Genomic DNA, 19,758 nt, shown 5'->3' on the forward strand with positions numbered 1-19,758 from the left:
TCAGCCGCCCAGATACACCCCCTCCTTCGGGCGATAGAAGACTTTCTGATCGTGCAGCTTTCCAAGCAGGTCGTGAATGCGCCTGAGGGTTTCTCCGCGGTCCGCGTTGGTGCCTTCGTCCTCGTCCAGCGCGGCCTGTGACAACGAGGCGACCGAGTCCCGCAACGCCGTTTCGATCAGGTCCATATCTTCGACTGAAAGCTCGATCATGTCGTTGTACTGGGGCATGGGTGGGGTCTCCGTGAAGTCTGAGGGCGTGTTGGGCAGAGTGTAGCATCTCGGGACCCATAGCTAAATCGTACTATGGCTAAACCTGCCCCTTGCCACGGTCAAAAAAGAAAAAGGCCGCCCCAAGGGACGGCCTTTCGCATTCAAATAAGGCAGGCTTAGAAGCCCAGACCTTCGTATTTCTTCTTGAACTTCGACACACGGCCGCCGGCGTCCATCAGGCGCGACGAACCACCGGTCCACGCAGGGTGCGAGGAGGGGTCGATTTCCAGAGCCAACTGATCGCCTTCGGCGCCCCAGGTGGATTTCATCTGAACTACGGTGCCATCGGTCATTTTGACGTTGATGACGTGATAATCGGGATGGATGTCTTTTTTCATCTTTCCGCTCCTTACGCCTCGGCGCCAGCCTTGGGCTTGTAGTTGGTGACCTCTGCGATACGTGCGGATTTACCGCGACGGGTGCGCAGATAGTACAGTTTGGCGCGACGGACGCGGCCACGGCGGACAACGGTGATGCTGTCGATGTTGGTCGAGTGCAGCGGGAAAACACGCTCTACGCCTTCGCCAAACGAAATTTTGCGGACGGTGAACGAACCGGCGATGCCGCTGCCACCTTTGCGCGCGATGCAGACACCTTCGTAGTTCTGCACGCGGGTACGCGACCCTTCGGTCACTTTAAAGCCGACACGAATGGTGTCACCGGCTTTGAAATCGGGGATGTCTTTCCCCAGGGCGGCAATCTGTTCCGCCTCAAGCTGTGCGATCAGGTCCATCGCATTCACTCCTATCTGCTCGTGGTTGGTCCACGAAGTTTGGGCACGGGCTGAGAGCTCTTGGTCTTCACCGGGTCCTGCGTACAGCCCGCCAGAGGTCAGATCGAATGTTCCTTGGTGCGGTTTGTTCCGCCGCGCCGTGGCTGAAGAAAGCCGGGCGTCACGACGAGGACCAAACCAAAACACCGGAGTCGCGCAAGCGCGGCACCGGATTGCGGTCGTTTAAGGGCTTTGATCACTGGGATCAAGCCCAAATCTTCATATTTTACAGGGCCGGTTGGTGAGTTTTCGCCACCGGAAAACAACATCGTTGCCTTATAAGGGCGATCAGGCATTCTGGAAGGCAATTATAAGAGCAGAAATTTATACAGGAACAGATCATGCGCACAGCTGTGATGCTGGCACTCATTGCCTTTGCGACCCTGTCCTGCGGTCGCAACAATCCTCCGCCGCAACAGGTCGAGGCCAAAGCTTTTCTGGACACAACTTCGCCATCCGTGGTTTTCCCTTCCTTCGGCGATGCGGACCCCCATGACTGGGAGGGGCGGCATCCCGGTCAATACCCGGTGCACGGGCTGGACGTGTCGCGGTGGCAGGGACCCATCGACTGGCGACGTGCCAAAGCGTCGGGCGTCAGTTTCGTATTCATCAAGGCCACCGAAGGCGGGGATGTCGCAGACCCGATGTTCAATGCGCATCGCGTGGGCGCACGCGCGGCGGGGGTGCCGTGGGGCGCTTATCACTACTACTATTTCTGCCGTCCCGCCCATGAACAGGCGCGCTGGTTTATTCAGAACGTGCCCCGAGGATCAGACCTGCCGCATGTGCTGGACATGGAGTGGACGCCACATTCCAAGACCTGCACCTTGCGTCCCGACGGCGCAACCGTTCGGGCCGAGGCGCAGCGCTTCCTTGATATTCTCGAACGTCACTATGGGCGCCGTCCGATCGTCTATACGACCGTGGATTTCTATGGCGATACAGAGATCGGCCGCCTGCCCAAGACCGAGTTCTGGCTGCGGTCTGTCGCCGGTCATCCGCGCACTGTTTATCCCAAAGCCGTCTGGCGGTTCTGGCAATATACCGGAACCGGGCTGGTTCCCGGCGTAGATGGGCCGGTGGATATCAACACGTTCAACGGCCCGCCCGACATCTGGACGCGGTGGAAAGCAGGTTAGTCGCGCGACTTGCGATAGGCGTCCCACAGGTCGGGCCGACGGTCGCGTGTGATCTGCTCGGACATGTCGTGCCGCCATTCAGCGATGCGACCGTGATGACCGGACATCAGGATATCGGGGATCGGACGCCCCTTCCATTCGGCGGGGCGGGTGTATTGCGGGTGTTCCAACAGCCCGGAAGAAAAGCTTTCCTCCTCGGCTGAGGCTTGGTTGCCCAATACGCCCGGGATCAGGCGTACAGTTGCGTCGATCAGAGCCTGCGCAGCTATTTCACCGCCTGTCATGACAAAATCGCCCAACGAGACCTCCTGGACGCCGTAATGCTCCAGCACACGCTCGTCCACGCCCTCAAACCGACCGCAAAGCAAGGTCATACCGTCACAGCGCGCAAGATTCTGCATCATGCGCTGGTCCATCCGGCGTCCGCGTGGGCTGAGATAGATCAAGGGCCAATTCCCACGCACCCCCGCCATCGTATGTTCAATCGCCTCGCCCAAAACATCGGCGCGCAGAACCATTCCCGCACCGCCTCCGGCTGGGGTGTCGTCCACATTGCGGTGCTTGCCGACGCCGAACTGCCGCAGGTCGATCGTCTCAAGCTGCCACAATCCTTCCTGCAACGCTTTGCCTGTCAGACTTTCGCCCAGCACACCGGGAAAGGCCGACGGGAACAACGTGATGATCTTTGCCTTCCACACGCCGTGCAGGTCCGGGGTTGGGGTCAGCAGCTCACGCGGTTTCAGGGTCGGTCGGATCGCCTTGCGACCGTGGGATTTTGAGGGTTTGTCAGTCATATCGTGCCAATCAGAGCCTTTTGCGCGCGGTCGACAATGGCCTTCTTTTGCTTGACCAGTGCGGCGTCGTCCAGACGAGAACGATTCAGGTCCAGCAATTCTGCCAGCACATCCTCTGGCAGGCCGGGGTTTGAATGGGCAGGGGGGACCAGCAGGTTGGCTTTCTCTCGGTGCAGGTCCAGAAACTCCGCGAAAGGCGCGCCGGGGCCAAACCGCTGTTTCTGCAAGTCTTCCAGCCATTCAGACAGAACCGTAACGGTCGGCAGCGCCTCTCTGATCCGGTCCACTGTGGCTTGCAGCGGGGCGAGGACATCCATGCCTTCGCAATATGTTTCGAAATCCTGCACTTGTCGCATGCGTTGCAGATCGTGCGCCCAAAGGCTGCGCAGCCAGCTTTCGCGCTGCCGAAGGGACAGGTAAACCGTGATCTCAACCTCTTGCCCGGCAAATCTGCGCTGGACAGAGTCCACAAGGCTGGCCGCAAGCTCGGGCGCGGCGGCGTATCCTTGTTCAAGGTTGCGGCTGGGGCGAAGGCCCGCGAAATTCTCTTCGCTGACGATCAGCCCGCGCTTTTCACCAAAGTCGATCGTTCCCAGAAAGGCCCTGACCTGGCGTCCAAACTCTGAAAGTGTTCCATCCATCCCATAGACGGAGTGATTGGTGGCGGCCCGTGACAGCCCTGAATTGCGCGTGCGGTAAGGAAGCACCAGCGCAAAATGAGGCCAGATCAGTTCGCGGTTTTCAAAAAGAAAAGACTGTGCAGCCGTGGTGCCTGTTTTGTGTAAACCCAGATGCAGCAGGACTCGCCGCATCAGATCAACCCTTCCGGGGGATCGGCGACAATGCGACCTTTTTCAAGATCAACGGTCGGAACGGCCTCAAGCGTGAAGGGCAGCAGGACGGTGGATTTCAATCCCGGCCCGTGCAATTCCAACAAATCAGCGGCGCCGTGGTTTTGCACCGATTTTACCCGGCCCAGCAAGGTGCCGCCCGTGTCATAGACCTCAAGCCCGATGAGGTCAGTGTGATAGAATTCGTCATCGGGCAACGACGGCAGTTGATCGCGCCGCGCAAACAGGCGCAGACCCTTTAGCGCATCGGCTTGCTCCTTGGTCTCAATACCGCCCAACCTTGCAGCGAAACCGTTCTTGATCGAACGGGTCAGGACCAGAGGGTATCGCTCACTCCCGTCTTCGTCTGTCAGGGGTGAATAGGCTTCGATGTCTTCGGGGACCGCGCAATAGCTCTTGAGCCGCACTTCACCGCGCACCCCGTAAGACCCGGCAATGCTGCCAACGCAGATCAGATCACTCATTTGGCCCATCCGTCACACATAGCCCGTCCTGCCATTGTCCAATTTCGGCGCATATCTCGCGCTGGTTGGAGCGTTCGAAAAACACGCCCACAATAAAGGCGATCATCATCAGAATGGGAAGGCGTAACAGACCGAACATCGCTTCACCGAACCTCGACCGGCAAAATGTCGTCGCGGCATTCCCAGCCTACCTGCTCCAACTCCGGCTTGTCCGATGGTGCCTCGGGCCAGCCGACACAGAAATAACCGATCAGCCGCCAGTCTTCGGGCACATTCAGATCGCGCGCCATCCGGTCGGGGTCCAGAATGGACACCCAGCCCAGACCCAGCCCCTCGGTCCGCAGGGTCAGCCAGAACAGCGTGATGGCCGAGACCACGGAATAGCGCCGCATCTCGGGCATCGTGCCTGCGCCCAGACCTTGCCCCTTGTCGGTGGCATCGTCGCAGAACACGGCCAGTTGCACCGGGGCCTCTTGCATCCCTGACAGTTTCAGACGGCTGTAAAGCTGCGCCTTCTCGCCGGAATACCCTTCCAATGCCTGCGCATTGGCGGTTTGAAAATTTCGCAACGCCGCATCGCGCGCGGCCTGACTTTCGACGCGGATCACGCGCCAGGGTTCGCTGAGCCCCACCGAAGGGGCCAGCCGAAACGCGTCGAGGCAGCGCGTCAGCACTGCCTCGTCAATCGCGTCGGTGCGGAACCGACGCACATCGCGCCGGAGCCGCAGCAACAGGTCAAACTGCGCGCGAAAATCGTCGGTGAAAGTCTGATCCCGCACGCGCCTGCCTGCTTATTCTTCCGCAGCCGCTTCTTCAGCCGGTGCAGCAGCAGCTTCTGCCGCCTCAGCAGCCTTGGCCGCCTTCTCTTCGGCGCGTTCCTGAGCTTTCTTGCCCGGAGTACCCTTGTTGGGGTTGTTGCGCTCGGCCTTGTCACGGGCGCCGGCAGCTTCCAGCATACGTGCGATCCGGTCGGTGGGCTGTGCGCCCTGATCCAGCCAGTATTGGATGCGCTCCATGTTCATTTTCACGCGCTCTTCGCTGTCTTTGGGCAGCAGCGGGTTGTAGGTGCCCAGTTTCTCGATGAAACGGCCGTCGCGGGGCATACGGCTGTCGGCCGCTACGATGCGATAGAAGGGACGCTTTTTCGAGCCGCCGCGGGCGAGACGAATTTTCATTGCCATGGTGGTATCTCCTTTGAATGGCATCACGCCAGAGGCGTGTATTTTTTAAAGACCGGGGTCTTGTCCGGCTATTCATGGTATTCGTGGAAACGGGGTTATTCCTGATGTTTCCGGTGGTGTCGGATGACTTCCTGAATGATGAAATTCAGGAAAGCCTTGGCGAAGTCGGGGTCCAGATCGGCCTCTTTCGCCAGGTCTTCTAACCGTGCGATCTGCGCGGCTTCGCGCGTGGGATCGGACGGGGGAAGGTCGTGTTCGGCCTTGAGCTTGCCAACGGCCTGCGTGTGCTTGAACCGCTCGCCCAGCGTATAGACAAGGATCGCGTCCAGCCGGTCGATGCTTTCGCGATGCTCTTTCAACAGCGTGGCAGCCTGTGTCACGGGGTTGGTCATTAGGCGGTCCTCTCAGGCGTCAAAGCAGGGTCGGAAAAGTCGAGTTTCGGGTGCCGCCAGACTTGGCAGGGCGTGCCGACAACTTCGCCTTCGCGCTCGTACGTGGCGCCAAGACGTTCCGCCAACGCGCGCGAGCGGTCATTGTCGTGTGCGATATACGAGATCGGGGCGTTCAAACCCTGATGGCGAGCGGCATAGGCGCGGGCGGCTTTCGCAGCCTCAAACGCGATGCCTTTGCCTTCGAACCCGTCCATGACGACCCATCCCAGTTCAGGTTCGTCCCAGCCCGGTGCGTTGATCATCCCGGTCCAGCCTGCAAAGCTGTTGCTGGCCTTTTCGACGATATGCCAACCGCCATAGCCCATTACGGCCCAGTGACCGAAACGCCCCACGAACGAACGCCATGTTTCCAGCGCTGACTTGGGGCCGCCAACCATACGGCTGCGGTCTGACCCAAAAAACGCGGTCATCGCAGGCAGATCGTCCAGATGGGGCGCGCGCAGGATCAGGCGTTCGGTTTCAACGGTTGGGATGGTGTAAGAGGTCATGCGTAAGCCTCCATCCCGCCTTGCAGCTCATCCGGGTGAGGATGGCGATACACGACATCGGCCGGGTCCGGGCGCGCTGAGGATGTGTCTTCGATCGCACCCAGACGTTTTGCCAAAGCAATCGAGCGCGCGTTATCGCTGTCGATATAGCTGACCAACGTGCAAAGCTCTGTATTTTCAAACGTCCAATCGCGTGCGGCGCAGGCCGCTTCAAACGCCAGTCCCTGACCCTCAAAGCCTGGGAAGATGCACCAACCCAATTCCACTTCGGGGAAACGCGGCGGTTTGTTGACGCCAACCTGCCCAATGAGTTCGCCGGTTTCGGTCAGATCCACAGCCCAACTGCCGTAGCCCAGCCATTGCCAGCTGGTGATTTCCGCACCCAGCCAACGCCACAATTCGTCGTCCGAAATGGGTCCGCCCATATATTTTGCCCACTCGGACGCGAACAGCGCAGCCATCGGCTTGAAGTCCTCAAGCCGGTGATGGCGCAGTGTCAGGCGCGCAGTGGTTATGGTGGGGGCGACGGTCACGGTTTACTTCTTCTTCCCGAACCCGCTGAGACCCGGAGGCAGCGCCATACCGCCACCTATTCCAGGCATGCCGCCGGGCATCTTTCCCATCGCCTTGGCCGCCTGTTCCAGCGCTTTGGGGTCCATGCCTGCGGCCATTTCTTCGGGCGACGGGCCGCCTTTGCCGAACATGCCTTTCATGGCCTGTTTCAGCATCTTGCCTTTGCCCATCTTGCCCATCTTTTTCATCATGTCCGACATCTGCCGGTGCATCTTGAGCAGCTTGTTGAGGTCGCTGACTTCCATCCCCGAACCGGCGGCAATCCGTTTCTTGCGGCTGGCTTGCAGCAACTGGGGATTGGCGCGTTCGCGTTTGGTCATCGACTGGATCATGGCGATCTGGCGCTTGAGCACCTTGTCGTCCATGCCTGCCTCTTCGACCTGCTTGGCCATCTTGCCCATGCCGGGCATCATACCCATCATGCCCTGCATACCGCCCATCTGGATCATCTGTTCCAGCTGCATTTTCAGGTCGTTCATGTTGAACTGACCTTTGACCATGCGCTTCATCATGCGCTCGGTCTGTTCCATCTCCATCGTTTCCTGGGCCTTTTCGACCAGAGCAACGATATCGCCCATGCCCAGAATACGACCGGCGATCCGGTCCGGCTCGAAGGTTTCAAGCGCGTCCATCTTCTCGCCCAGGCCGACAAAGCGGATCGGCTTGCCGGTGACTGCGCGCATCGACAGCGCGGCACCACCGCGCCCGTCACCGTCCATCCGGGTCAGTACCACGCCCGAGATGCCGACCTTGGCGTCAAACTCTTCGGCCACTTCAACGGCAACCTGACCGGTCAGGCCATCGACGACCAGCAGGGTTTCGCGCGGGTCAACCGCGTTACGGACCTGCTCAACCTCGTCCATCAGGACTTCGTCGATGTGCAGACGACCGGCGGTATCCAGCATATAGACGTCATAGCCACCCAGCGTCGCCTGTTGCTTGGCGCGTTTGGCGATGTCGACGGGTTTCTGACCGGGCACAATTGGCAGGGTGTCCACGCCAACCTGAGTACCCAGAACAGCCAACTGATCCATCGCCGCCGGGCGATAGACGTCCAGCGAGGCCATCAGGACCTTCTTGCCCTCTTTCTCTTTCAGGCGTTTGGCCAGCTTACCGGTGGTGGTTGTCTTACCCGAGCCTTGCAGACCGACCATCAGGATAGGGGCAGGCGGGTTGTCGATCTTCAGCTTGCCGGGGTCTTCCTCGCCGCGCAACGTATCGACCAGCGCGTCATGCACGATCTTGACGACCTGCTGGCCGGGGGTGATCGACTTGGTGACAGCCTGACCAGTCGCCTGTTCCTGTACTTTCTTGACGAAGGCACGCGCGACGGGCAGCGAGACGTCGGCCTCAAGCAGCGCAACCCGAACCTCACGTAGGGCGGTCTTGACGTCTTCCTCGGACAGCGCACCCTGTTTGGTCAGCCGGTCAAAGACCCCAGAGAGGCGTTCGGATAGATTTTCAAACATGCCTTCGGCCTCCTTTGCCGGTTGTCCTGTGGCACCCCTTAGTTAGGCAGCGCCGGTTAAATTCACAATTACCCCTTAAGTCTTTGTCGTAGAGGTCATGCCAAATGGCATTGCCCCCACGGGCGAAACTCGCTGGTGGGGGGCGATCCCTGAACGACTCAAGGGACCGGAAGGTCAGACGCTTCCGGATGTTTGGAAGGGGCTTTAGGCCGATTGACTGTCGGAGTCAACCATGCGTGCCGGAAGCCAGCCATTGATGGCATCAACCAACCGGTGCGACCCGTGCCCACTGACATAGGCGCTGACAATGGGGTGTCGCCCAACGCTCATGCCTTTGTCGAGGATCAAAACAGGCCGGTGCATCGTGCTGGAGCCGTTGTTGCCGTTCGACGTGGTGGTCTCGACCTCGGCATGTGAGAGGTTGGACAACACGTGCCGGACCGTTTCATAGCCAAAGATGGATTGCCGTCGGATCAGAATGCTGTCTGTGTTGCGGTCCAGAATGACCTGCACCCGGCGAACAAATATGCAGAACACAATAAATCCCATACCGCCACCAAAGAGCGCGACGAAAATGCCGGACCAGTCGCCTTCGGCAATCATCGACAGGCCAGCCCCGACAAAGCAGAGAATGAAGAAGACCAGCATAATGCCAATCAGCCACGGCCTGTTGGACAGGATCAATTGGTTAGGTGTGTTGCGCGTTACTTTCATGGCTGGACGCTAACATTGAAATCCCATGCTGTCGTGGCTTGAAATTACCGCCACGGTACGCGATGAGCGCAAAAAATTCAGGAGAGTATCATGGACGCCTCATCTGCCTTTCAGGATACATTGCCGCTCAGCTCTGACGCGTTGCTGGCCAAATTGGATGAGTGGGGGCTGGCCTATACGCTGCACACGCATGTCCCTCTGCGCACGGTAGAGGAGTCAAAGGCGGTTGAAGATCAGTTCATGGTCCCCGGCGAGAATGCGCTGCGGCTCAAGAACCTCTATCTGCGCGATAAGAAAAAGCGGAACTATCTGGTGACGCTGGAACAGAGCCGCGACATTGACCTCAAGGCGCTGGGCGCAGAGCTTGGCGTCGGGAACCTCTCGTTCGGCTCGGCGGATCGGTTGATTCAGAACCTTGGTATACGGCCCGGCGCGGTCAGCCCGCTGGCGATGATAAACGGTGTGGAAAACAACGTCCGGTTCTTTATGGATGCAGCGGGGCAGCAGGCCGACGTGATCTATATGCACCCGCTCGTCAATGACCGCACCGTCGCAATGGCGCGCGGGGACCTGATGGCGTTTTTCGACCGGATCGGCTGCGATGTGACTTGGCTGCCCTGATCAGGCTTCAAGCGCCTCTTTCAACGCTGCTGCGACATGCGCTGCCGAGGGATTGACGAAGAGATGTCCGTCCGCCTCGAACACGGCGTCGTCCAGATTGTCGGGGAAGGCCAGCGGCAGTTCGGTGCAGGCCAGCAGGATCGCGGTTCCCGGCTTGGCGTGTTTGTTGCAATAGGCCACCAGCCGGGCCCGCGCCCTTTCTGATGCGCCACCGTAGAAATCCGTGTCGATCATATTCTGCATCTCGGCAATCTCAGCGTCCGGAAGGGGCGCATTGGCGTTGATCTGGGCGTCTGCCAGCCTGTCGGCATAGTTCGGCGCCTGCATCGTAACGGTTGTACCCAGAACCAGGGCTTGTGTGGCACCGGTTGCGGCGGTCGCTTCGGCTGCGGCGTCGAAAATACTGAGGATGGGCATGGAAACGCCCTGTCGGATCGCGTGCAGGCGCATATGTGGCGTGTTGGAAGCGATGATGGCGAAATCGCAGCCCGCTTGTTCCAGCGTCAGCAAGGCTTGGCGAAAGACCGCGTCAAAGGCGGACCAGCTTTCCTCATCCCCCGCAACGCCTCTCAGCGACCGGGTTTTGGCCTGCGTGACGGATTCGATTGTCATGGGCGGGATCGGCAGAGAGGAGCCATGACGACGTTCCGCAAAATATTGCCCGGCACCCTGAGCAATGGCCCTGTAGTAATCAACGGTCGAGGCCCAGCCCACACCGCCCAAAATCCCGATTTTCTTCATGACAAACGCCCAGCCTGCACAATCCTGTTCAAATGCAGACTGGACGTTCGGATACGCAAAAGCCAGAGGTCAATCAGGCGGCCAGTTCGGAAACCGCCTGACGCGCGTTGTTGAGCGCGGCTTCAGCGTCCAGTGCCATCCGATCAGCGGCGACAACATCAACCTTGTGTATGCCGATAAAGCCCAGCACGTGTTTGGCGTAATCAGTGGCAAAGTCGATATCCGACCCCACGGCTGTTCCGCCCGACGCAATGGCAAGTACCGCGCGCTTGCCGTCCAACAGCCCTTTGGGGCCATTTTCAGTATAGGAAAAGGTCAGCCCGACCCGGGCAACAAGGTCAATCCAAGCTTTGAAGGCCGCAGGCACCGAGAAGTTGTAGATCGGCAGGCCGATGACGATCGTATCCGCCTGCTGCAACTCTGCTACCAGATCGTCGGACAGGGAAAGCTGGTCGCGCTGAATCTCGTCGCGCTGATCGGCTGGTGTAAAGTTCGCGGCAATCCAGTCCTCGGTCAAAAGCGGCAGCGGAGTTGCCAGATCACGGCGAATGATACGCCCGGCGTTCAGGTGCTTGACGATCCGGTCCGACAGTTCGCGGGTGGCAGATCCTTCGCGGCGGGCCGAAGCGTCGATATGCAGGATGGTCTTGGTCATTGGTTTCAGTCCTTTTGGAGTAAGGTTTTTGTCTCTGGTCCCAATATGAATGTTGCGCTGATGAACAAAACTCTGATACTCCAACACTTAATGTTAAAATTTGCACAATGGAACAGATGCAATGGACAATTGGGATGAAGTGAGAACCGCCTATCAGGTCGCGCGGATGGGCACTGTCAGTGGCGCGGCCGAGGTTCTGGGCGTGCATCACGCAACGGTCATTCGGCATATCGACGCAATCGAGGCGCGGTTGGGGGTCAAGCTGTTCCAACGTCATGCGCGCGGCTACACCCCTACCGAGGCCGGAGAAGACCTGCTGCGCGTCGCGCAGGCAACCGAAGATCAGTTCAACCAACTTGTCGGGCGGATGAAAGGTCGCGGGGATGATGTGTCAGGCGAGCTGGTTGTTACGTCGCTATCTTCTTTAGCGCCTCTGGTCGTTCCCGTTCTCAGCGAATTCCAACGCGAGCACCCCGACCTGATCGTACGTTACCTGACCGGGGACCGATTGTTCCGGTTGGAATATGGCGAGGCGCATGTTGCGATCCGCGCAGGTTCGGCCCCTGATCAGCCAGACAACGTCGTGCAACCCTTCATCAGACAGGAAGTCGGTCTTTATGCCAGCACGGATTATATTGACCGGCACGGCAAGCCGTCGAGCATCGAGGAATTTGCAAGCCATTACTTCGTCAGCACGGATGACGAAAACAGCCGGGCTCCGTTTTCGCGCTGGCTGCGGCAGACTGTTCCGGTCGAACGGATTACATTCCGCTGCACCAACAATTTTTGCATTCGCGAGGCGGTGCTGTCCGGTGCAGGTATCGGTTTCATGGCCCGTTGGGAGGCCGCCCGCGATCCGAGTCTGGTAGAGGTCATCGAACCGATGCCTGAATGGTTTGGCAACTTGTGGCTGGTCACGCATGTCGACCTGCATCGCACCACCAAAGTGCAGGCGTTCCTGAGCTATTTGAAAGAACAATCCAAAAGTTGGCTGCCATGAGCCCGCAAGCCCGCGGCCATTTGGCCATGCTCGCTTTTTCGGCGTTGGTGGCGGGCAGTTTTTCACTCGGTTCCATGATCGCGAACCAGATTGCACCCGAGGCGGTTACGGCGGCTCGGTTCGCTATTGCTGCGGTTGTGATCGGGGTTGCGGCGTTTTTGACAACCAACATGCCGCGCAGCGCTGCGCGGGCGCCCTGGCGCTATCTGGTGCTGGGTGGGCTATTTGCCACTTACTTCGTTCTTATGTTCCACGGCCTGAAGACAGCCCCGCCTGTCAGCGCAGCCGCCGTCTTTACCCTGACGCCGGTTCTGTCCGCTGTGGCGGGCTGGGTTCTGCTTCGGCAAGTGACCACACCCCGAATGGCATTGGCGCTTACCATCGGCGCAATCGGAGCGCTGTGGGTCATTTTCCGGGCGGATTGGCAGGCTTTTACCGCCTTCCAGATCGGGACCGGGGAAATCATCTATTTCTGGGGTTGCGTCGCGCATGCGATCTACACGCCAATGGTACGGAAACTCAATCGCGGCGAGCCAGCGGTTGTGTTTGCATTTGGCACGATATTGGCTGGGTGCCTGATGCTGACGGTGTACGGCTGGTCCGACATTCGCGCGACGGATTGGGCAAACCTGCCAATGATTGTGTGGGCCGGATTGCTGTATCTGTCGATATTTGCCACGGCCGTCAGCTTTGTTCTGGTCCAGTTCTCGGCCCTTCGCCTGCCTTCTGCCAAGGTGATGGCCTATACGTATCTTGTGCCCAGTTGGGTGATCCTGTGGGAAATCGGGCTTGGCAATGGTGCGCCGGTCGCTTTGATCCTTGTCGGTGTGGTTCTGACCTGTGTCGCGCTGCTCATGTTGTTGCGCCCAGACGAAGCGCCTGATGCGAAACCCGCCCTTGAGACAGATCAAAGTTGATACATGCGAATTTTCTTATGCTTCGGCTGAGGAGGACTACACCATGTACAATCACATCATGTTCCCAGTTGACCTGCATTTGCCGCCTGAGGTTCGCAAAGCCGCCGATGTCGCGGCCGAAGTTGCCAAGTGGCAAGGGGCCAAGATCACGGTTGTCAGCGTGACCGGAACTCAGCCCGGCGACCCGGTACAAACAGACGCTACGATCAGCGACGACCTACGGGAATTCGCGGATCATCTGGCCAGGAACAGCGGGACGGAAGTTGCCTTTCAAAACATCCATTCGGTTGACGTCGCGGCCGAAGTGGACGGAGATCTGGCCAAGGCAGCGGAAGACATCGGAGCGGACCTGATCGTGGTCGGTACACATGCGCCCCGTATCATGGATTATATCTTTTCAAGCCATGCCGGGTATCTGGCCAATCACGCCAGCGTTTCCGTCTTTGTCGTGCGGTGACCGGGTTATTCCTCAGTTGCGGGTAGCTCGACTTCGAGGAACCGTTCAAACGCGTCCAGGTTCACCGGCTCGAACTGTCCGAACCCCTGCATCCAGACCGACGCCGCGCGCAGGGCGTCGGGCTCCAGCTTGCACCACTTCACCCGTCCGCGTTTTTCCTGACTGATCAGCCCCGCCCTGGTCAGGATCACCAGATGTTTCGAGATCGCCGCCAAGGACATCTCGAACGGCTCTGCCACGTCGGTCACGGCCATGTCGTCCTCGAGCAGCATGGCGAGGATGGCGCGGCGCGTGGGGTCGGCAAGGGCTGCGAATACAGTGTCGAGATCGTTGGACATGTTTCCGCTGAACCACAGCGCCCGGGTTTGGTCAACCACTTGGTTGAATATGGGGATTCAGCGTGTTTGCGTGCAAATCGCTGGGCGTAGCAGATACGCCCGGTCGCTAAGTTGATGAAAAATTTATTGAAAACAGAAGCTTAGCGTGCGACAATTCGGGTGCTCAACGCCGTTGACTCTGTGCGCCGTCAGCCTTAGCACCCTAACCAAGACTGTGCGAAGGAAGCGCCCGTGACCGATGATGACCAAAAGCAGCGTATGGCGCAGCTTGAGGCCAAGATCGACGCGGCGAAAAAGGCGAAACAGCCCAAGCCCCGCGCAGATGCTGACGTGTCCGGAGGCGAGCTTGCCTGGAGGATGGTCATCGAAATGGTATCCGGTCTGGGGATCGGATTTGGCATCGGATACGGGCTGGACAGCCTGCTCGGGACGATCCCGATCTTTCTGGTGCTGTTCACATTGCTGGGCCTTGTCGCGGGCGTGAAGGTTATGCTCCGCAGCGCGAAAGAGGTTCAAGAGAAACAAGCGGCGGCGACGGCTGCCGAGAAGGACGAGAGGGACTGAACGTGGCAACTGAGACCACCGCAGCAGAAGGCAACAGCCTGGTTTTCCACCCGATGGACCAGTTCATCGTTAAGCCGTTGTTCGGCGACGGTGCGATTGCGTGGTACACGCCGACGAACGTGACCCTGTGGCTGTTTCTGGCGATTGCGGCGATCTTTGCCCTGCTGGTTCTCAGCACGTCCAAGCGTGCCATCGTGCCGACGCGGATGCAGTCGGTCGCAGAACTGGCTTACGGCTTTATCTACAAGATGCTGGAAGACATCTGCGGCAAGGAAGGCGTCAAGTTCTTCCCCTATGTCATGACCCTGTTCATGTTCATCGTGACCGCGAACTTCCTGGGCATGATCCCCACATCTTTCACCACCACATCGCATTTCGCCGTGACAATTCCGCTGGCGCTGGCCGTGTTCCTGACTGTGACCGTTCTGGGTTTCGTCAAGAACGGTGCCGCGTTTCTGGGTCTGTTCTGGGTGTCCAGCGCGCCATTGGCCCTGCGCCCGGTTCTGGCGATCATCGAGCTGATCTCGTATTTCGTGCGCCCGGTCAGCCACTCCATTCGTCTTGCCGGTAACGTCATGGCAGGCCACGCCGTGATCAAGGTGTTCGCAGGTTTTGCCGCGATTTCCCTGATCTCGCCCGTGTCCGTGTTGGCGATCACCGCAATGTATGGCCTTGAGGTCCTCGTGTCCTTCATTCAGGCCTACGTATTCACCATTCTGACCTGTGTTTATCTGAAAGATGCGCTGCATCCGTCGCACTAAGGTCCGAAAACCCAACATCGAAACTTCCAATTCGTAAGGAGATACATCATGGAAGGCGATCTCGCACACATCGGCGCAGGCCTGGCAGCAATCGGTTCCGGCGCAGCCGCAATCGGGGTGGGCAACGTAGCAGGCAACTTCCTGGCCGGCGCCCTGCGCAACCCTTCGGCGGCTGCTTCGCAGACCGCAACCCTGTTCATCGGTATCGCGTTCGCAGAAGCGCTGGGCATCTTCGCATTCCTGGTATCGCTGCTGCTGATGTTCGCCGTCTAATCTGCGGAACCTGATCCTTACGCGCAGGTGGACCCAAGCCATAGCGGTCCACCTGTTGTAAAGACTACGTTCCGACGGAGGACATCATGGCGACTGAACCCATTAGCGAAGAAGTAGTTGGCTCGTGCGTAGACTCGCATGGCTCTGCCATCGGGATGCCGCAGCTCTGCTTCGATTGGTTCCCCAACCAGATTTTCTGGCTGGTCATTACGCTGGTCGTCATCTTTCTGGTCCTGTCCCGCGTGGCGCTGCCGCGCATCGCGGCAATCCTGGCTGAACGTCAGGGGACCATTACAAATGACCTGGCTGCGGCCGAAGATCTGAAGGCCAAAGCGGTCGAGGCTGAAGAGGCCTATAACAAGGCGCTGGCCGATGCCCGTGCCGAGGCGCAGCGTATCGCTGCCGAAGCCCGTGCTGAAATCCAGTCTGGTCTGGATGACGCGATTGCCAAGGCGGACGCGGAAATCGCTGCAAAGGCGGCTGAATCGGAAAAAGCTATTGCTGAAATCCGTGCCGGTGCGCTGGAAAGCATTCAAGTGGTTGCCAAGGACACGGCGGCTGAACTGGTCACCGCGCTGGGCGGCGAGGCGGATGCCAAAGCCATCGACGGTGCTGTTGACGCGCAGATGAAAGGATAAGTGACATGCGGAATACTCTTGCCCTTATCCTGACTGTCGGCGCGGCGAGCCCGGCGTTTGCGGCCAAAGGCCCGTTCTTCTCGCTTGGCAACACCGACTTTGTGGTCCTTCTGGGCTTTATCGTCTTTATTGCGGTCCTGTTCTATTTCAAGGTCCCCGGCATGATCGGCGGCGCATTGGACAACCGGGCCGAGGGCATCAAGTCCGAACTGGACGAAGCCCGTGCCCTGCATGAGGAAGCACGCAGCTTGCTGGCCTCGTATGAGCGTAAGCAGCGTGAAGTGCAGACGCAGGCAGACGCTATCGTGGCGGCGGCCAAGGACGACGCGGCTCTGGCTGCGGAACAAGCCAAGGTCGATCTGGAAAAATCCATCGCACGCCGTCTGGCGGCTGCGCAGGATCAGATTGCATCGGCTGAAGCGTCGGCTGTGAAAGAAGTCCGTGATCAGGCCATCACCGTTGCGGTTTCCGCAGCAAACGCGGTTCTGGCCAAACAGATGACCGCCACGCAAGCCAACAAGCTTATCGACGCGGCAATCGCCGATGTGGGCGAAAAGCTGCACTAAGCTGTTGCGCAACTCAAATAAGAAACCCGGCCATTGAGCCGGGTTTTTTGCTTTTCAAAGGTCGGTTGCGAAATTGCGTTCATCACCCCGGCAACCTGCTGAGGGCGCTTTCGTAATCCGGCGAGGCCACAAATAGTTCCGGCAAATCCGCCAGAGCCCTGTCGATGGGGTCATAGACCTGAGAAGCCTTCGCCAGAATATCATCCGGGATAGACTTGCGCGCCCGTTCGACCCGCTCTGGCAAAGTGAACTTCAATCCCAGAAATTCTTCGACATCTGTTTGTCTGCGCCAGATGGCATCGTAATTGAGGCACAGAACAGGGACATCCTGGAATGTTCCCCATTGCTTCATTTGTTCGACCTGATTGAGAACATCGAACTCAAACAGATCACCGAATGATCCTTTGGCGTGAAGGTGTTCAAAGTGCTGGTCCACCCAATCTCGCCCAAACCTTTCCAACGCGGAATAAACCGAAAGAGCGGAGTCTTTCGTGGAACCGAAACAGAACAGAACCTTGACGTTCTCGCGACCCTTCAGGCCAGCCGGAAAATCATGGGTCTTGATCAGAGATCCCGCAGGCAATTCAGCCGAAGCCAATTCCGGTTCAAACCCTGCGGTTGGTTTTCGGAACCAGCGGCGACGCTTGCAGGCGACCCATAGGGCATCAAACATCAGCGTGCTGCCCGATCTGCCATTGCTGGCGACAATCATGCAGGGGTCTTCTTTGCTGTTCAGGCCGAAGGTAAGTTTGGACATGTTGACTTCCAGGGTTCCCACATGGCTTCGGGATTTACCGGTACTAGATGTCTAACTTTCGGCAAAAGGTCCAGCGATTAGCGGGAGGCTCGTGCAGGGTGGGGCCGTCCGCTGGTGACTTCGAACTGTCTGGAAACGCGGCGTAGGGACATTACGCCTGTCCGGTTTCGTGATCCAGCCTTTGTTGCGCGATGGCCTCATTGCGAAGAGCCTTCTGGTGGTCTTCCATGCATTGCCGCACAAAGCTCAGGTGACGATGCACGGCATCTCGGGCGCCTTCCGGGTCGCGTGCCTGAAGCGCGGCGTTGATGTCGCGATGCTGGTCCAGAATAGCCTCGCGCGTCGTTCGCTGGTTGAACATCATTTGACGATTGTAGAAGACCCCTTGCCGCAGCAAGTCGAACATGGATCGCATCATGTGCAGCATCACGACGTTATGGCTTGCGTCGATGATGGCCATATGGAACTGGGCGTCCAGATGCGCTTCGTCTTCGGATGCGTTGCGGGCGTGGGCAGCTTCCATCTTGTCAAAGATCGTCTGAACGACCTTCAAATCGCTTTCCGACCCCAGCCGCGCCGCACGCTCGGCTGCCAACCCTTCCATATCCCTGCGGAACGACAGATAGTCCGAGACCGCCTCATCATGGCTGCCGAACAGACGGATCAGGGCGGGGGAAAAGGCCGACCCCAAAACCTCGGCCACGTAGATGCCGGATCCGGCTTTTGCGGTCAGCAGACCTTGGTCCTGCAACTCGGAAATCGCCTCGCGCAGGGAGGGGCGGGATACGCCCAGCCGCTCGGCCAATTCGCGCTCGGCCGGAAGGCGTTCTCCGGGGCGCAGGATGCCACGCAGGATCAGCAACTCGATTTGCCGTACCACCGCTATTGAGAGCTTTTCGGTCTGAACTTTTTGAAAGGGCATGGGGATGTCGTTCTGAGAATTGGTCAAATCATATGACCACGGTTTGAAGTGCGGTTCAAGAAGGCCGGATCATATGGTTTGAAACATTAGGTCAGCAATATTGACATTAATGCGCGAGTCACTAGTGTTCACCCATTCAAGAGCGGAGGAGGCTCATGACCAACCACGAGTTGTTTGCAACGCGGGCGTCGCGCATGAAGGCGTCGGAAATTCGCGAATTGCTGAAGCTGCTGGATCAGCCCGGGATTATTTCCTTTGCAGGTGGAATACCGGACCCGGCCTTGTTTCCCGCAGACGCATTCTCGCAGGCATTTCAGGTTGCGCTTGGCCCAAAGAAGCAGGCGCAGGCCCTGCAGTATTCGGTTAGTGAAGGCTATGCCCCGTTGCGCGAATGGCTCGTCGACCATATGCGCGAGATCGGCGTTGTCTGCGACATCGAAAATATCCTGATTACATCCGGGTCGCAGCAAGCGCTGGATTATCTGGGCAAGCTCTATCTGTCGCCCGGTGATACGGCGCTGGTTGGTTGGCCGACTTATCTGGGGGCGCTGGCTGCGTTCAACGCCTATGAGCCGCGGTTCGACCGGCTAAGCGTCAATGGCAACCGGGGTGCTGGCGAATACGCAGCCGCTGCCGGGGCGGGCAGGGTCAAGTTTGCCTACCTGTCACCAGACTTCGCCAACCCGACAGGCGAGACCGTGGAATTGCGGGGCCGCGAGGCTTTGCTGGATCTCGCCGACGAGCTGAACTGCGCCGTGATCGAGGACGGAGCGTATCAGGCATTGCGGTACGAAGGGGATGTGATCCCTCCGGTTTTGGCATTGGAACTGGCGCGGAAGGGGTCGATCGAAGACTGTCGTACGATCTATTGCGGCAGCTTCTCCAAGACGCTGTCGCCGGGCCTGAGGGTCGGGTGGGTCGTTGCCGCCAAGCCCGTGATCTCTCAGTTAGTGTTGATGAAACAGGCTGCTGATCTTCATTCGGCAACGATTAACCAGATGGCGATCGACCAAGTGGCACGGGCGTGTTTCGATACTCATATCCCAATGCTGCGCCAGACTTATGGCGCGCGTCGTGGTGCGATGCTGGATGCGTTGGACCAATACATGCCGGATGGGGTGGAATGGACGAAGCCTGAAGGGGGGATGTTTATCTGGCTGACCCTGCCCGACGGCACCGATGGTGCCGCATTGCTGGCCCGTGCTTTGGCAACGGTCAAAGTGGCCTTTGTTCCGGGTCAGGCATTTTTCCCCGATGGCTCAGGCGCAAATACGATCCGGTTGAGCTTTTCAAATTCGGACGAGGCGACAATTCGCGAAGGTATACGCCGCTTGGGGGATGTCCTGCGGGCCTGAGACTATCATAAGGGTCTGTTAACCAA

General features: G+C 58.7%; 30 protein-coding genes. 11 read left to right on the forward strand and 19 right to left on the reverse strand.

The features are described 5' to 3' along the window. The 3 genes from ACR0MS_RS15170 to rplS all read right to left on the reverse strand — a co-directional run bounded on the left by ACR0MS_RS15170 (window position 1) and on the right by rplS (window position 1,003). Complete coding sequence (locus ACR0MS_RS15170; protein WP_480574972.1) at window positions 1-228, reverse strand: hypothetical protein; 228 nt, start codon at window positions 226-228, stop codon at window positions 1-3. Between the two features lie 158 nt (window positions 229-386). Beyond that, complete coding sequence (gene rpmE / locus ACR0MS_RS15175) at window positions 387-608, reverse strand: 50S ribosomal protein L31 (RefSeq protein ID WP_170428949.1); 222 nt, start codon at window positions 606-608, stop codon at window positions 387-389. 11 nt (window positions 609-619) lie between these two features. Further along, window positions 620-1,003 (reverse strand): 50S ribosomal protein L19, encoded by a 384-nt coding sequence (gene rplS, locus ACR0MS_RS15180; protein WP_039541573.1) that lies wholly within the window; start codon window positions 1,001-1,003, stop codon window positions 620-622. 380 nt (window positions 1,004-1,383) lie between these two features. Here rplS and ACR0MS_RS15185 point away from each other — a divergent pair, with 380 nt between their 5' ends. Beyond that, window positions 1,384-2,181 carry a glycoside hydrolase family 25 protein gene (locus tag ACR0MS_RS15185; protein WP_480574969.1) on the forward strand — a complete coding sequence of 266 codons (798 nt, stop codon included), beginning with the start codon at window positions 1,384-1,386 and terminating at the stop codon, window positions 2,179-2,181. On the opposite strand, the gene trmD is transcribed toward ACR0MS_RS15185, so the two are convergent. The 11 genes from trmD to ACR0MS_RS15240 all read right to left on the reverse strand — a co-directional run bounded on the left by trmD (window position 2,178) and on the right by ACR0MS_RS15240 (window position 9,167). Next, window positions 2,178-2,975, reverse strand: coding sequence for a tRNA (guanosine(37)-N1)-methyltransferase TrmD (gene trmD, locus ACR0MS_RS15190; protein ID WP_480574966.1), 798 nt, complete (start codon window positions 2,973-2,975; stop codon window positions 2,178-2,180). The two genes, ACR0MS_RS15185 and trmD, sit on opposite strands and share 4 nt — an antisense overlap. Further along, window positions 2,972-3,787 carry a hypothetical protein gene (locus tag ACR0MS_RS15195; protein WP_480574963.1) on the reverse strand — a complete coding sequence of 272 codons (816 nt, stop codon included), beginning with the start codon at window positions 3,785-3,787 and terminating at the stop codon, window positions 2,972-2,974. The genes trmD and ACR0MS_RS15195 overlap by 4 nt, the downstream gene beginning before the upstream one ends. Then, window positions 3,787-4,290, reverse strand: a complete 504-nt coding sequence (gene rimM, locus ACR0MS_RS15200) for a ribosome maturation factor RimM (RefSeq protein ID WP_480574960.1) — start codon at window positions 4,288-4,290, stop codon at window positions 3,787-3,789. Before rimM ends, ACR0MS_RS15195 begins: the two co-directional genes overlap by 1 nt. Beyond that, complete coding sequence (locus ACR0MS_RS15205) at window positions 4,283-4,429, reverse strand: hypothetical protein (RefSeq protein WP_480574957.1); 147 nt, start codon at window positions 4,427-4,429, stop codon at window positions 4,283-4,285. The genes rimM and ACR0MS_RS15205 overlap by 8 nt, the downstream gene beginning before the upstream one ends. A 4-nt stretch (window positions 4,430-4,433) precedes the next feature. Continuing rightward, complete coding sequence (gene bluB / locus ACR0MS_RS15210; protein ID WP_480574954.1) at window positions 4,434-5,069, reverse strand: 5,6-dimethylbenzimidazole synthase; 636 nt, start codon at window positions 5,067-5,069, stop codon at window positions 4,434-4,436. A gap of 12 nt (window positions 5,070-5,081) precedes the next feature. Next, window positions 5,082-5,471: a 30S ribosomal protein S16 gene (gene rpsP, locus ACR0MS_RS15215; protein ID WP_010437590.1), complete on the reverse strand. Its 390-nt coding sequence runs from the start codon at window positions 5,469-5,471 to the stop codon at window positions 5,082-5,084. Window positions 5,472-5,566: 95 nt separating this feature from the next. Continuing rightward, window positions 5,567-5,863, reverse strand: a complete 297-nt coding sequence (locus tag ACR0MS_RS15220) for a chorismate mutase (protein ID WP_170380494.1) — start codon at window positions 5,861-5,863, stop codon at window positions 5,567-5,569. Next, on the reverse strand, window positions 5,863-6,411 hold the full coding sequence (locus ACR0MS_RS15225; RefSeq protein ID WP_480574951.1) for a GNAT family N-acetyltransferase: 549 nt from the start codon (window positions 6,409-6,411) through the stop codon (window positions 5,863-5,865). The genes ACR0MS_RS15220 and ACR0MS_RS15225 overlap by 1 nt, the downstream gene beginning before the upstream one ends. Then, on the reverse strand, window positions 6,408-6,944 hold the full coding sequence (locus tag ACR0MS_RS15230; RefSeq protein WP_480574948.1) for a GNAT family N-acetyltransferase: 537 nt from the start codon (window positions 6,942-6,944) through the stop codon (window positions 6,408-6,410). The genes ACR0MS_RS15225 and ACR0MS_RS15230 overlap by 4 nt, the downstream gene beginning before the upstream one ends. 3 nt (window positions 6,945-6,947) lie before the next feature. Beyond that, entirely contained in the window at window positions 6,948-8,453 is a 1,506-nt protein-coding gene (gene ffh / locus ACR0MS_RS15235) for a signal recognition particle protein (RefSeq protein ID WP_480574945.1), read from the reverse strand. A 204-nt stretch (window positions 8,454-8,657) separates the two neighbouring features. Then, complete coding sequence (locus ACR0MS_RS15240; protein ID WP_480574942.1) at window positions 8,658-9,167, reverse strand: hypothetical protein; 510 nt, start codon at window positions 9,165-9,167, stop codon at window positions 8,658-8,660. A 90-nt stretch (window positions 9,168-9,257) separates the two neighbouring features. Here ACR0MS_RS15240 and ACR0MS_RS15245 point away from each other — a divergent pair, with 90 nt between their 5' ends. Further along, window positions 9,258-9,788 carry a prolyl-tRNA synthetase associated domain-containing protein gene (locus ACR0MS_RS15245; RefSeq protein ID WP_480574939.1) on the forward strand — a complete coding sequence of 177 codons (531 nt, stop codon included), beginning with the start codon at window positions 9,258-9,260 and terminating at the stop codon, window positions 9,786-9,788. Here the strand turns inward: ACR0MS_RS15245 and ACR0MS_RS15250 are convergent, their stop codons facing one another. Both ACR0MS_RS15250 and ACR0MS_RS15255 read right to left on the reverse strand, forming a co-directional pair. Further along, a complete protein-coding gene (locus ACR0MS_RS15250) occupies window positions 9,789-10,529 on the reverse strand; it encodes an aspartate/glutamate racemase family protein (RefSeq protein WP_480574936.1) in 741 nt (246 codons plus the stop codon). Window positions 10,530-10,602: 73 nt separating this feature from the next. After that, on the reverse strand, window positions 10,603-11,184 hold the full coding sequence (locus ACR0MS_RS15255) for an FMN-dependent NADH-azoreductase (protein WP_480574933.1): 582 nt from the start codon (window positions 11,182-11,184) through the stop codon (window positions 10,603-10,605). Window positions 11,185-11,305: 121 nt separating this feature from the next. On the opposite strand from ACR0MS_RS15255, the gene ACR0MS_RS15260 reads away from it, so the two are divergent. From ACR0MS_RS15260 to ACR0MS_RS15270, 3 genes are read left to right on the forward strand one after another with little or no spacing between them, the layout of a single operon-like run. Next, window positions 11,306-12,184 carry a LysR family transcriptional regulator gene (locus tag ACR0MS_RS15260; RefSeq protein ID WP_480574930.1) on the forward strand — a complete coding sequence of 293 codons (879 nt, stop codon included), beginning with the start codon at window positions 11,306-11,308 and terminating at the stop codon, window positions 12,182-12,184. Next, window positions 12,181-13,101, forward strand: coding sequence for a DMT family transporter (locus ACR0MS_RS15265; protein WP_480574927.1), 921 nt, complete (start codon window positions 12,181-12,183; stop codon window positions 13,099-13,101). The genes ACR0MS_RS15260 and ACR0MS_RS15265 overlap by 4 nt, the downstream gene beginning before the upstream one ends. A 43-nt stretch (window positions 13,102-13,144) precedes the next feature. Next, window positions 13,145-13,558 (forward strand): universal stress protein, encoded by a 414-nt coding sequence (locus ACR0MS_RS15270; protein WP_480574924.1) that lies wholly within the window; start codon window positions 13,145-13,147, stop codon window positions 13,556-13,558. A gap of 5 nt (window positions 13,559-13,563) precedes the next feature. Here ACR0MS_RS15270 and ACR0MS_RS15275 read toward each other — a convergent pair whose 3' ends face one another. Beyond that, a complete protein-coding gene (locus ACR0MS_RS15275) occupies window positions 13,564-13,896 on the reverse strand; it encodes an ArsR/SmtB family transcription factor (RefSeq protein WP_480574921.1) in 333 nt (110 codons plus the stop codon). A 231-nt stretch (window positions 13,897-14,127) separates the two neighbouring features. Between ACR0MS_RS15275 and ACR0MS_RS15280 the strand changes: the two genes are divergently transcribed. From ACR0MS_RS15280 to ACR0MS_RS15300, 5 genes are all read left to right on the forward strand, one after another. Continuing rightward, window positions 14,128-14,460 carry an AtpZ/AtpI family protein gene (locus ACR0MS_RS15280; RefSeq protein ID WP_480574918.1) on the forward strand — a complete coding sequence of 111 codons (333 nt, stop codon included), beginning with the start codon at window positions 14,128-14,130 and terminating at the stop codon, window positions 14,458-14,460. Between the two features lie 2 nt (window positions 14,461-14,462). Beyond that, window positions 14,463-15,221, forward strand: a complete 759-nt coding sequence (locus ACR0MS_RS15285) for a F0F1 ATP synthase subunit A (RefSeq protein ID WP_480574914.1) — start codon at window positions 14,463-14,465, stop codon at window positions 15,219-15,221. Between the two features lie 48 nt (window positions 15,222-15,269). Then, window positions 15,270-15,494 carry a F0F1 ATP synthase subunit C gene (locus ACR0MS_RS15290; protein ID WP_005981269.1) on the forward strand — a complete coding sequence of 75 codons (225 nt, stop codon included), beginning with the start codon at window positions 15,270-15,272 and terminating at the stop codon, window positions 15,492-15,494. 86 nt (window positions 15,495-15,580) lie between these two features. Then, on the forward strand, window positions 15,581-16,132 hold the full coding sequence (locus ACR0MS_RS15295; protein WP_480574911.1) for a F0F1 ATP synthase subunit B': 552 nt from the start codon (window positions 15,581-15,583) through the stop codon (window positions 16,130-16,132). A gap of 5 nt (window positions 16,133-16,137) precedes the next feature. Continuing rightward, window positions 16,138-16,698, forward strand: coding sequence for a F0F1 ATP synthase subunit B (locus tag ACR0MS_RS15300; protein ID WP_480574908.1), 561 nt, complete (start codon window positions 16,138-16,140; stop codon window positions 16,696-16,698). A gap of 82 nt (window positions 16,699-16,780) precedes the next feature. Here the strand turns inward: ACR0MS_RS15300 and ACR0MS_RS15305 are convergent, their stop codons facing one another. Both ACR0MS_RS15305 and ACR0MS_RS15310 read right to left on the reverse strand, forming a co-directional pair. Further along, the gene (locus ACR0MS_RS15305; RefSeq protein WP_480574905.1) at window positions 16,781-17,455 is read right to left on the reverse strand and encodes a hypothetical protein; all 675 of its coding nucleotides are present in this window, start codon (window positions 17,453-17,455) and stop codon (window positions 16,781-16,783) included. Window positions 17,456-17,606: 151 nt separating this feature from the next. Next, entirely contained in the window at window positions 17,607-18,377 is a 771-nt protein-coding gene (locus ACR0MS_RS15310) for an FCD domain-containing protein (RefSeq protein WP_480574902.1), read from the reverse strand. 155 nt (window positions 18,378-18,532) lie between these two features. On the opposite strand from ACR0MS_RS15310, the gene ACR0MS_RS15315 reads away from it, so the two are divergent. After that, entirely contained in the window at window positions 18,533-19,732 is a 1,200-nt protein-coding gene (locus ACR0MS_RS15315) for an aminotransferase-like domain-containing protein (protein ID WP_480574899.1), read from the forward strand. Window positions 19,733-19,758 lie beyond the last annotated feature (26 nt).

The sequence above is a fragment of the Ruegeria sp. CJ2 genome, from assembly GCF_056536745.1.

Bases quoted from the DNA above. Each gene is read 5' to 3' on its own strand.
- ACR0MS_RS15240 (WP_480574942.1), bottom strand. From the start codon at position 9,167: ATGAAAGTAACGCGCAACACACCTAACCAATTGATCCTGTCCAACAGG.
- ACR0MS_RS15170 (WP_480574972.1), bottom strand. From the start codon at position 228: ATGCCCCAGTACAACGACATGATCGAGCTTTCAGTCGAAGATATGGAC.
- ACR0MS_RS15245 (WP_480574939.1), top strand. From the start codon at position 9,258: ATGGACGCCTCATCTGCCTTTCAGGATACATTGCCGCTCAGCTCTGAC.
- ACR0MS_RS15185 (WP_480574969.1), top strand. From the start codon at position 1,384: ATGCGCACAGCTGTGATGCTGGCACTCATTGCCTTTGCGACCCTGTCC.
- rpsP (WP_010437590.1), bottom strand. From the start codon at position 5,471: ATGGCAATGAAAATTCGTCTCGCCCGCGGCGGCTCGAAAAAGCGTCCC.
- rpmE (WP_170428949.1), bottom strand. From the start codon at position 608: ATGAAAAAAGACATCCATCCCGATTATCACGTCATCAACGTCAAAATG.
- ACR0MS_RS15275 (WP_480574921.1), bottom strand. From the start codon at position 13,896: ATGTCCAACGATCTCGACACTGTATTCGCAGCCCTTGCCGACCCCACG.
- ACR0MS_RS15255 (WP_480574933.1), bottom strand. From the start codon at position 11,184: ATGACCAAGACCATCCTGCATATCGACGCTTCGGCCCGCCGCGAAGGA.
- ACR0MS_RS15290 (WP_005981269.1), top strand. From the start codon at position 15,270: ATGGAAGGCGATCTCGCACACATCGGCGCAGGCCTGGCAGCAATCGGT.
- ACR0MS_RS15300 (WP_480574908.1), top strand. From the start codon at position 16,138: ATGCGGAATACTCTTGCCCTTATCCTGACTGTCGGCGCGGCGAGCCCG.
- ACR0MS_RS15295 (WP_480574911.1), top strand. From the start codon at position 15,581: ATGGCGACTGAACCCATTAGCGAAGAAGTAGTTGGCTCGTGCGTAGAC.
- ACR0MS_RS15310 (WP_480574902.1), bottom strand. From the start codon at position 18,377: ATGCCCTTTCAAAAAGTTCAGACCGAAAAGCTCTCAATAGCGGTGGTA.
- rimM (WP_480574960.1), bottom strand. From the start codon at position 4,290: ATGAGTGATCTGATCTGCGTTGGCAGCATTGCCGGGTCTTACGGGGTG.
- ACR0MS_RS15220 (WP_170380494.1), bottom strand. From the start codon at position 5,863: ATGACCAACCCCGTGACACAGGCTGCCACGCTGTTGAAAGAGCATCGC.
- trmD (WP_480574966.1), bottom strand. From the start codon at position 2,975: ATGACTGACAAACCCTCAAAATCCCACGGTCGCAAGGCGATCCGACCG.
- ACR0MS_RS15225 (WP_480574951.1), bottom strand. From the start codon at position 6,411: ATGACCTCTTACACCATCCCAACCGTTGAAACCGAACGCCTGATCCTG.
- ACR0MS_RS15260 (WP_480574930.1), top strand. From the start codon at position 11,306: ATGGACAATTGGGATGAAGTGAGAACCGCCTATCAGGTCGCGCGGATG.
- ffh (WP_480574945.1), bottom strand. From the start codon at position 8,453: ATGTTTGAAAATCTATCCGAACGCCTCTCTGGGGTCTTTGACCGGCTG.
- ACR0MS_RS15315 (WP_480574899.1), top strand. From the start codon at position 18,533: ATGACCAACCACGAGTTGTTTGCAACGCGGGCGTCGCGCATGAAGGCG.
- ACR0MS_RS15265 (WP_480574927.1), top strand. From the start codon at position 12,181: ATGAGCCCGCAAGCCCGCGGCCATTTGGCCATGCTCGCTTTTTCGGCG.
- ACR0MS_RS15250 (WP_480574936.1), bottom strand. From the start codon at position 10,529: ATGAAGAAAATCGGGATTTTGGGCGGTGTGGGCTGGGCCTCGACCGTT.
- ACR0MS_RS15305 (WP_480574905.1), bottom strand. From the start codon at position 17,455: ATGTCCAAACTTACCTTCGGCCTGAACAGCAAAGAAGACCCCTGCATG.
- rplS (WP_039541573.1), bottom strand. From the start codon at position 1,003: ATGGACCTGATCGCACAGCTTGAGGCGGAACAGATTGCCGCCCTGGGG.
- ACR0MS_RS15270 (WP_480574924.1), top strand. From the start codon at position 13,145: ATGTACAATCACATCATGTTCCCAGTTGACCTGCATTTGCCGCCTGAG.
- ACR0MS_RS15205 (WP_480574957.1), bottom strand. From the start codon at position 4,429: ATGTTCGGTCTGTTACGCCTTCCCATTCTGATGATGATCGCCTTTATT.
- ACR0MS_RS15195 (WP_480574963.1), bottom strand. From the start codon at position 3,787: ATGCGGCGAGTCCTGCTGCATCTGGGTTTACACAAAACAGGCACCACG.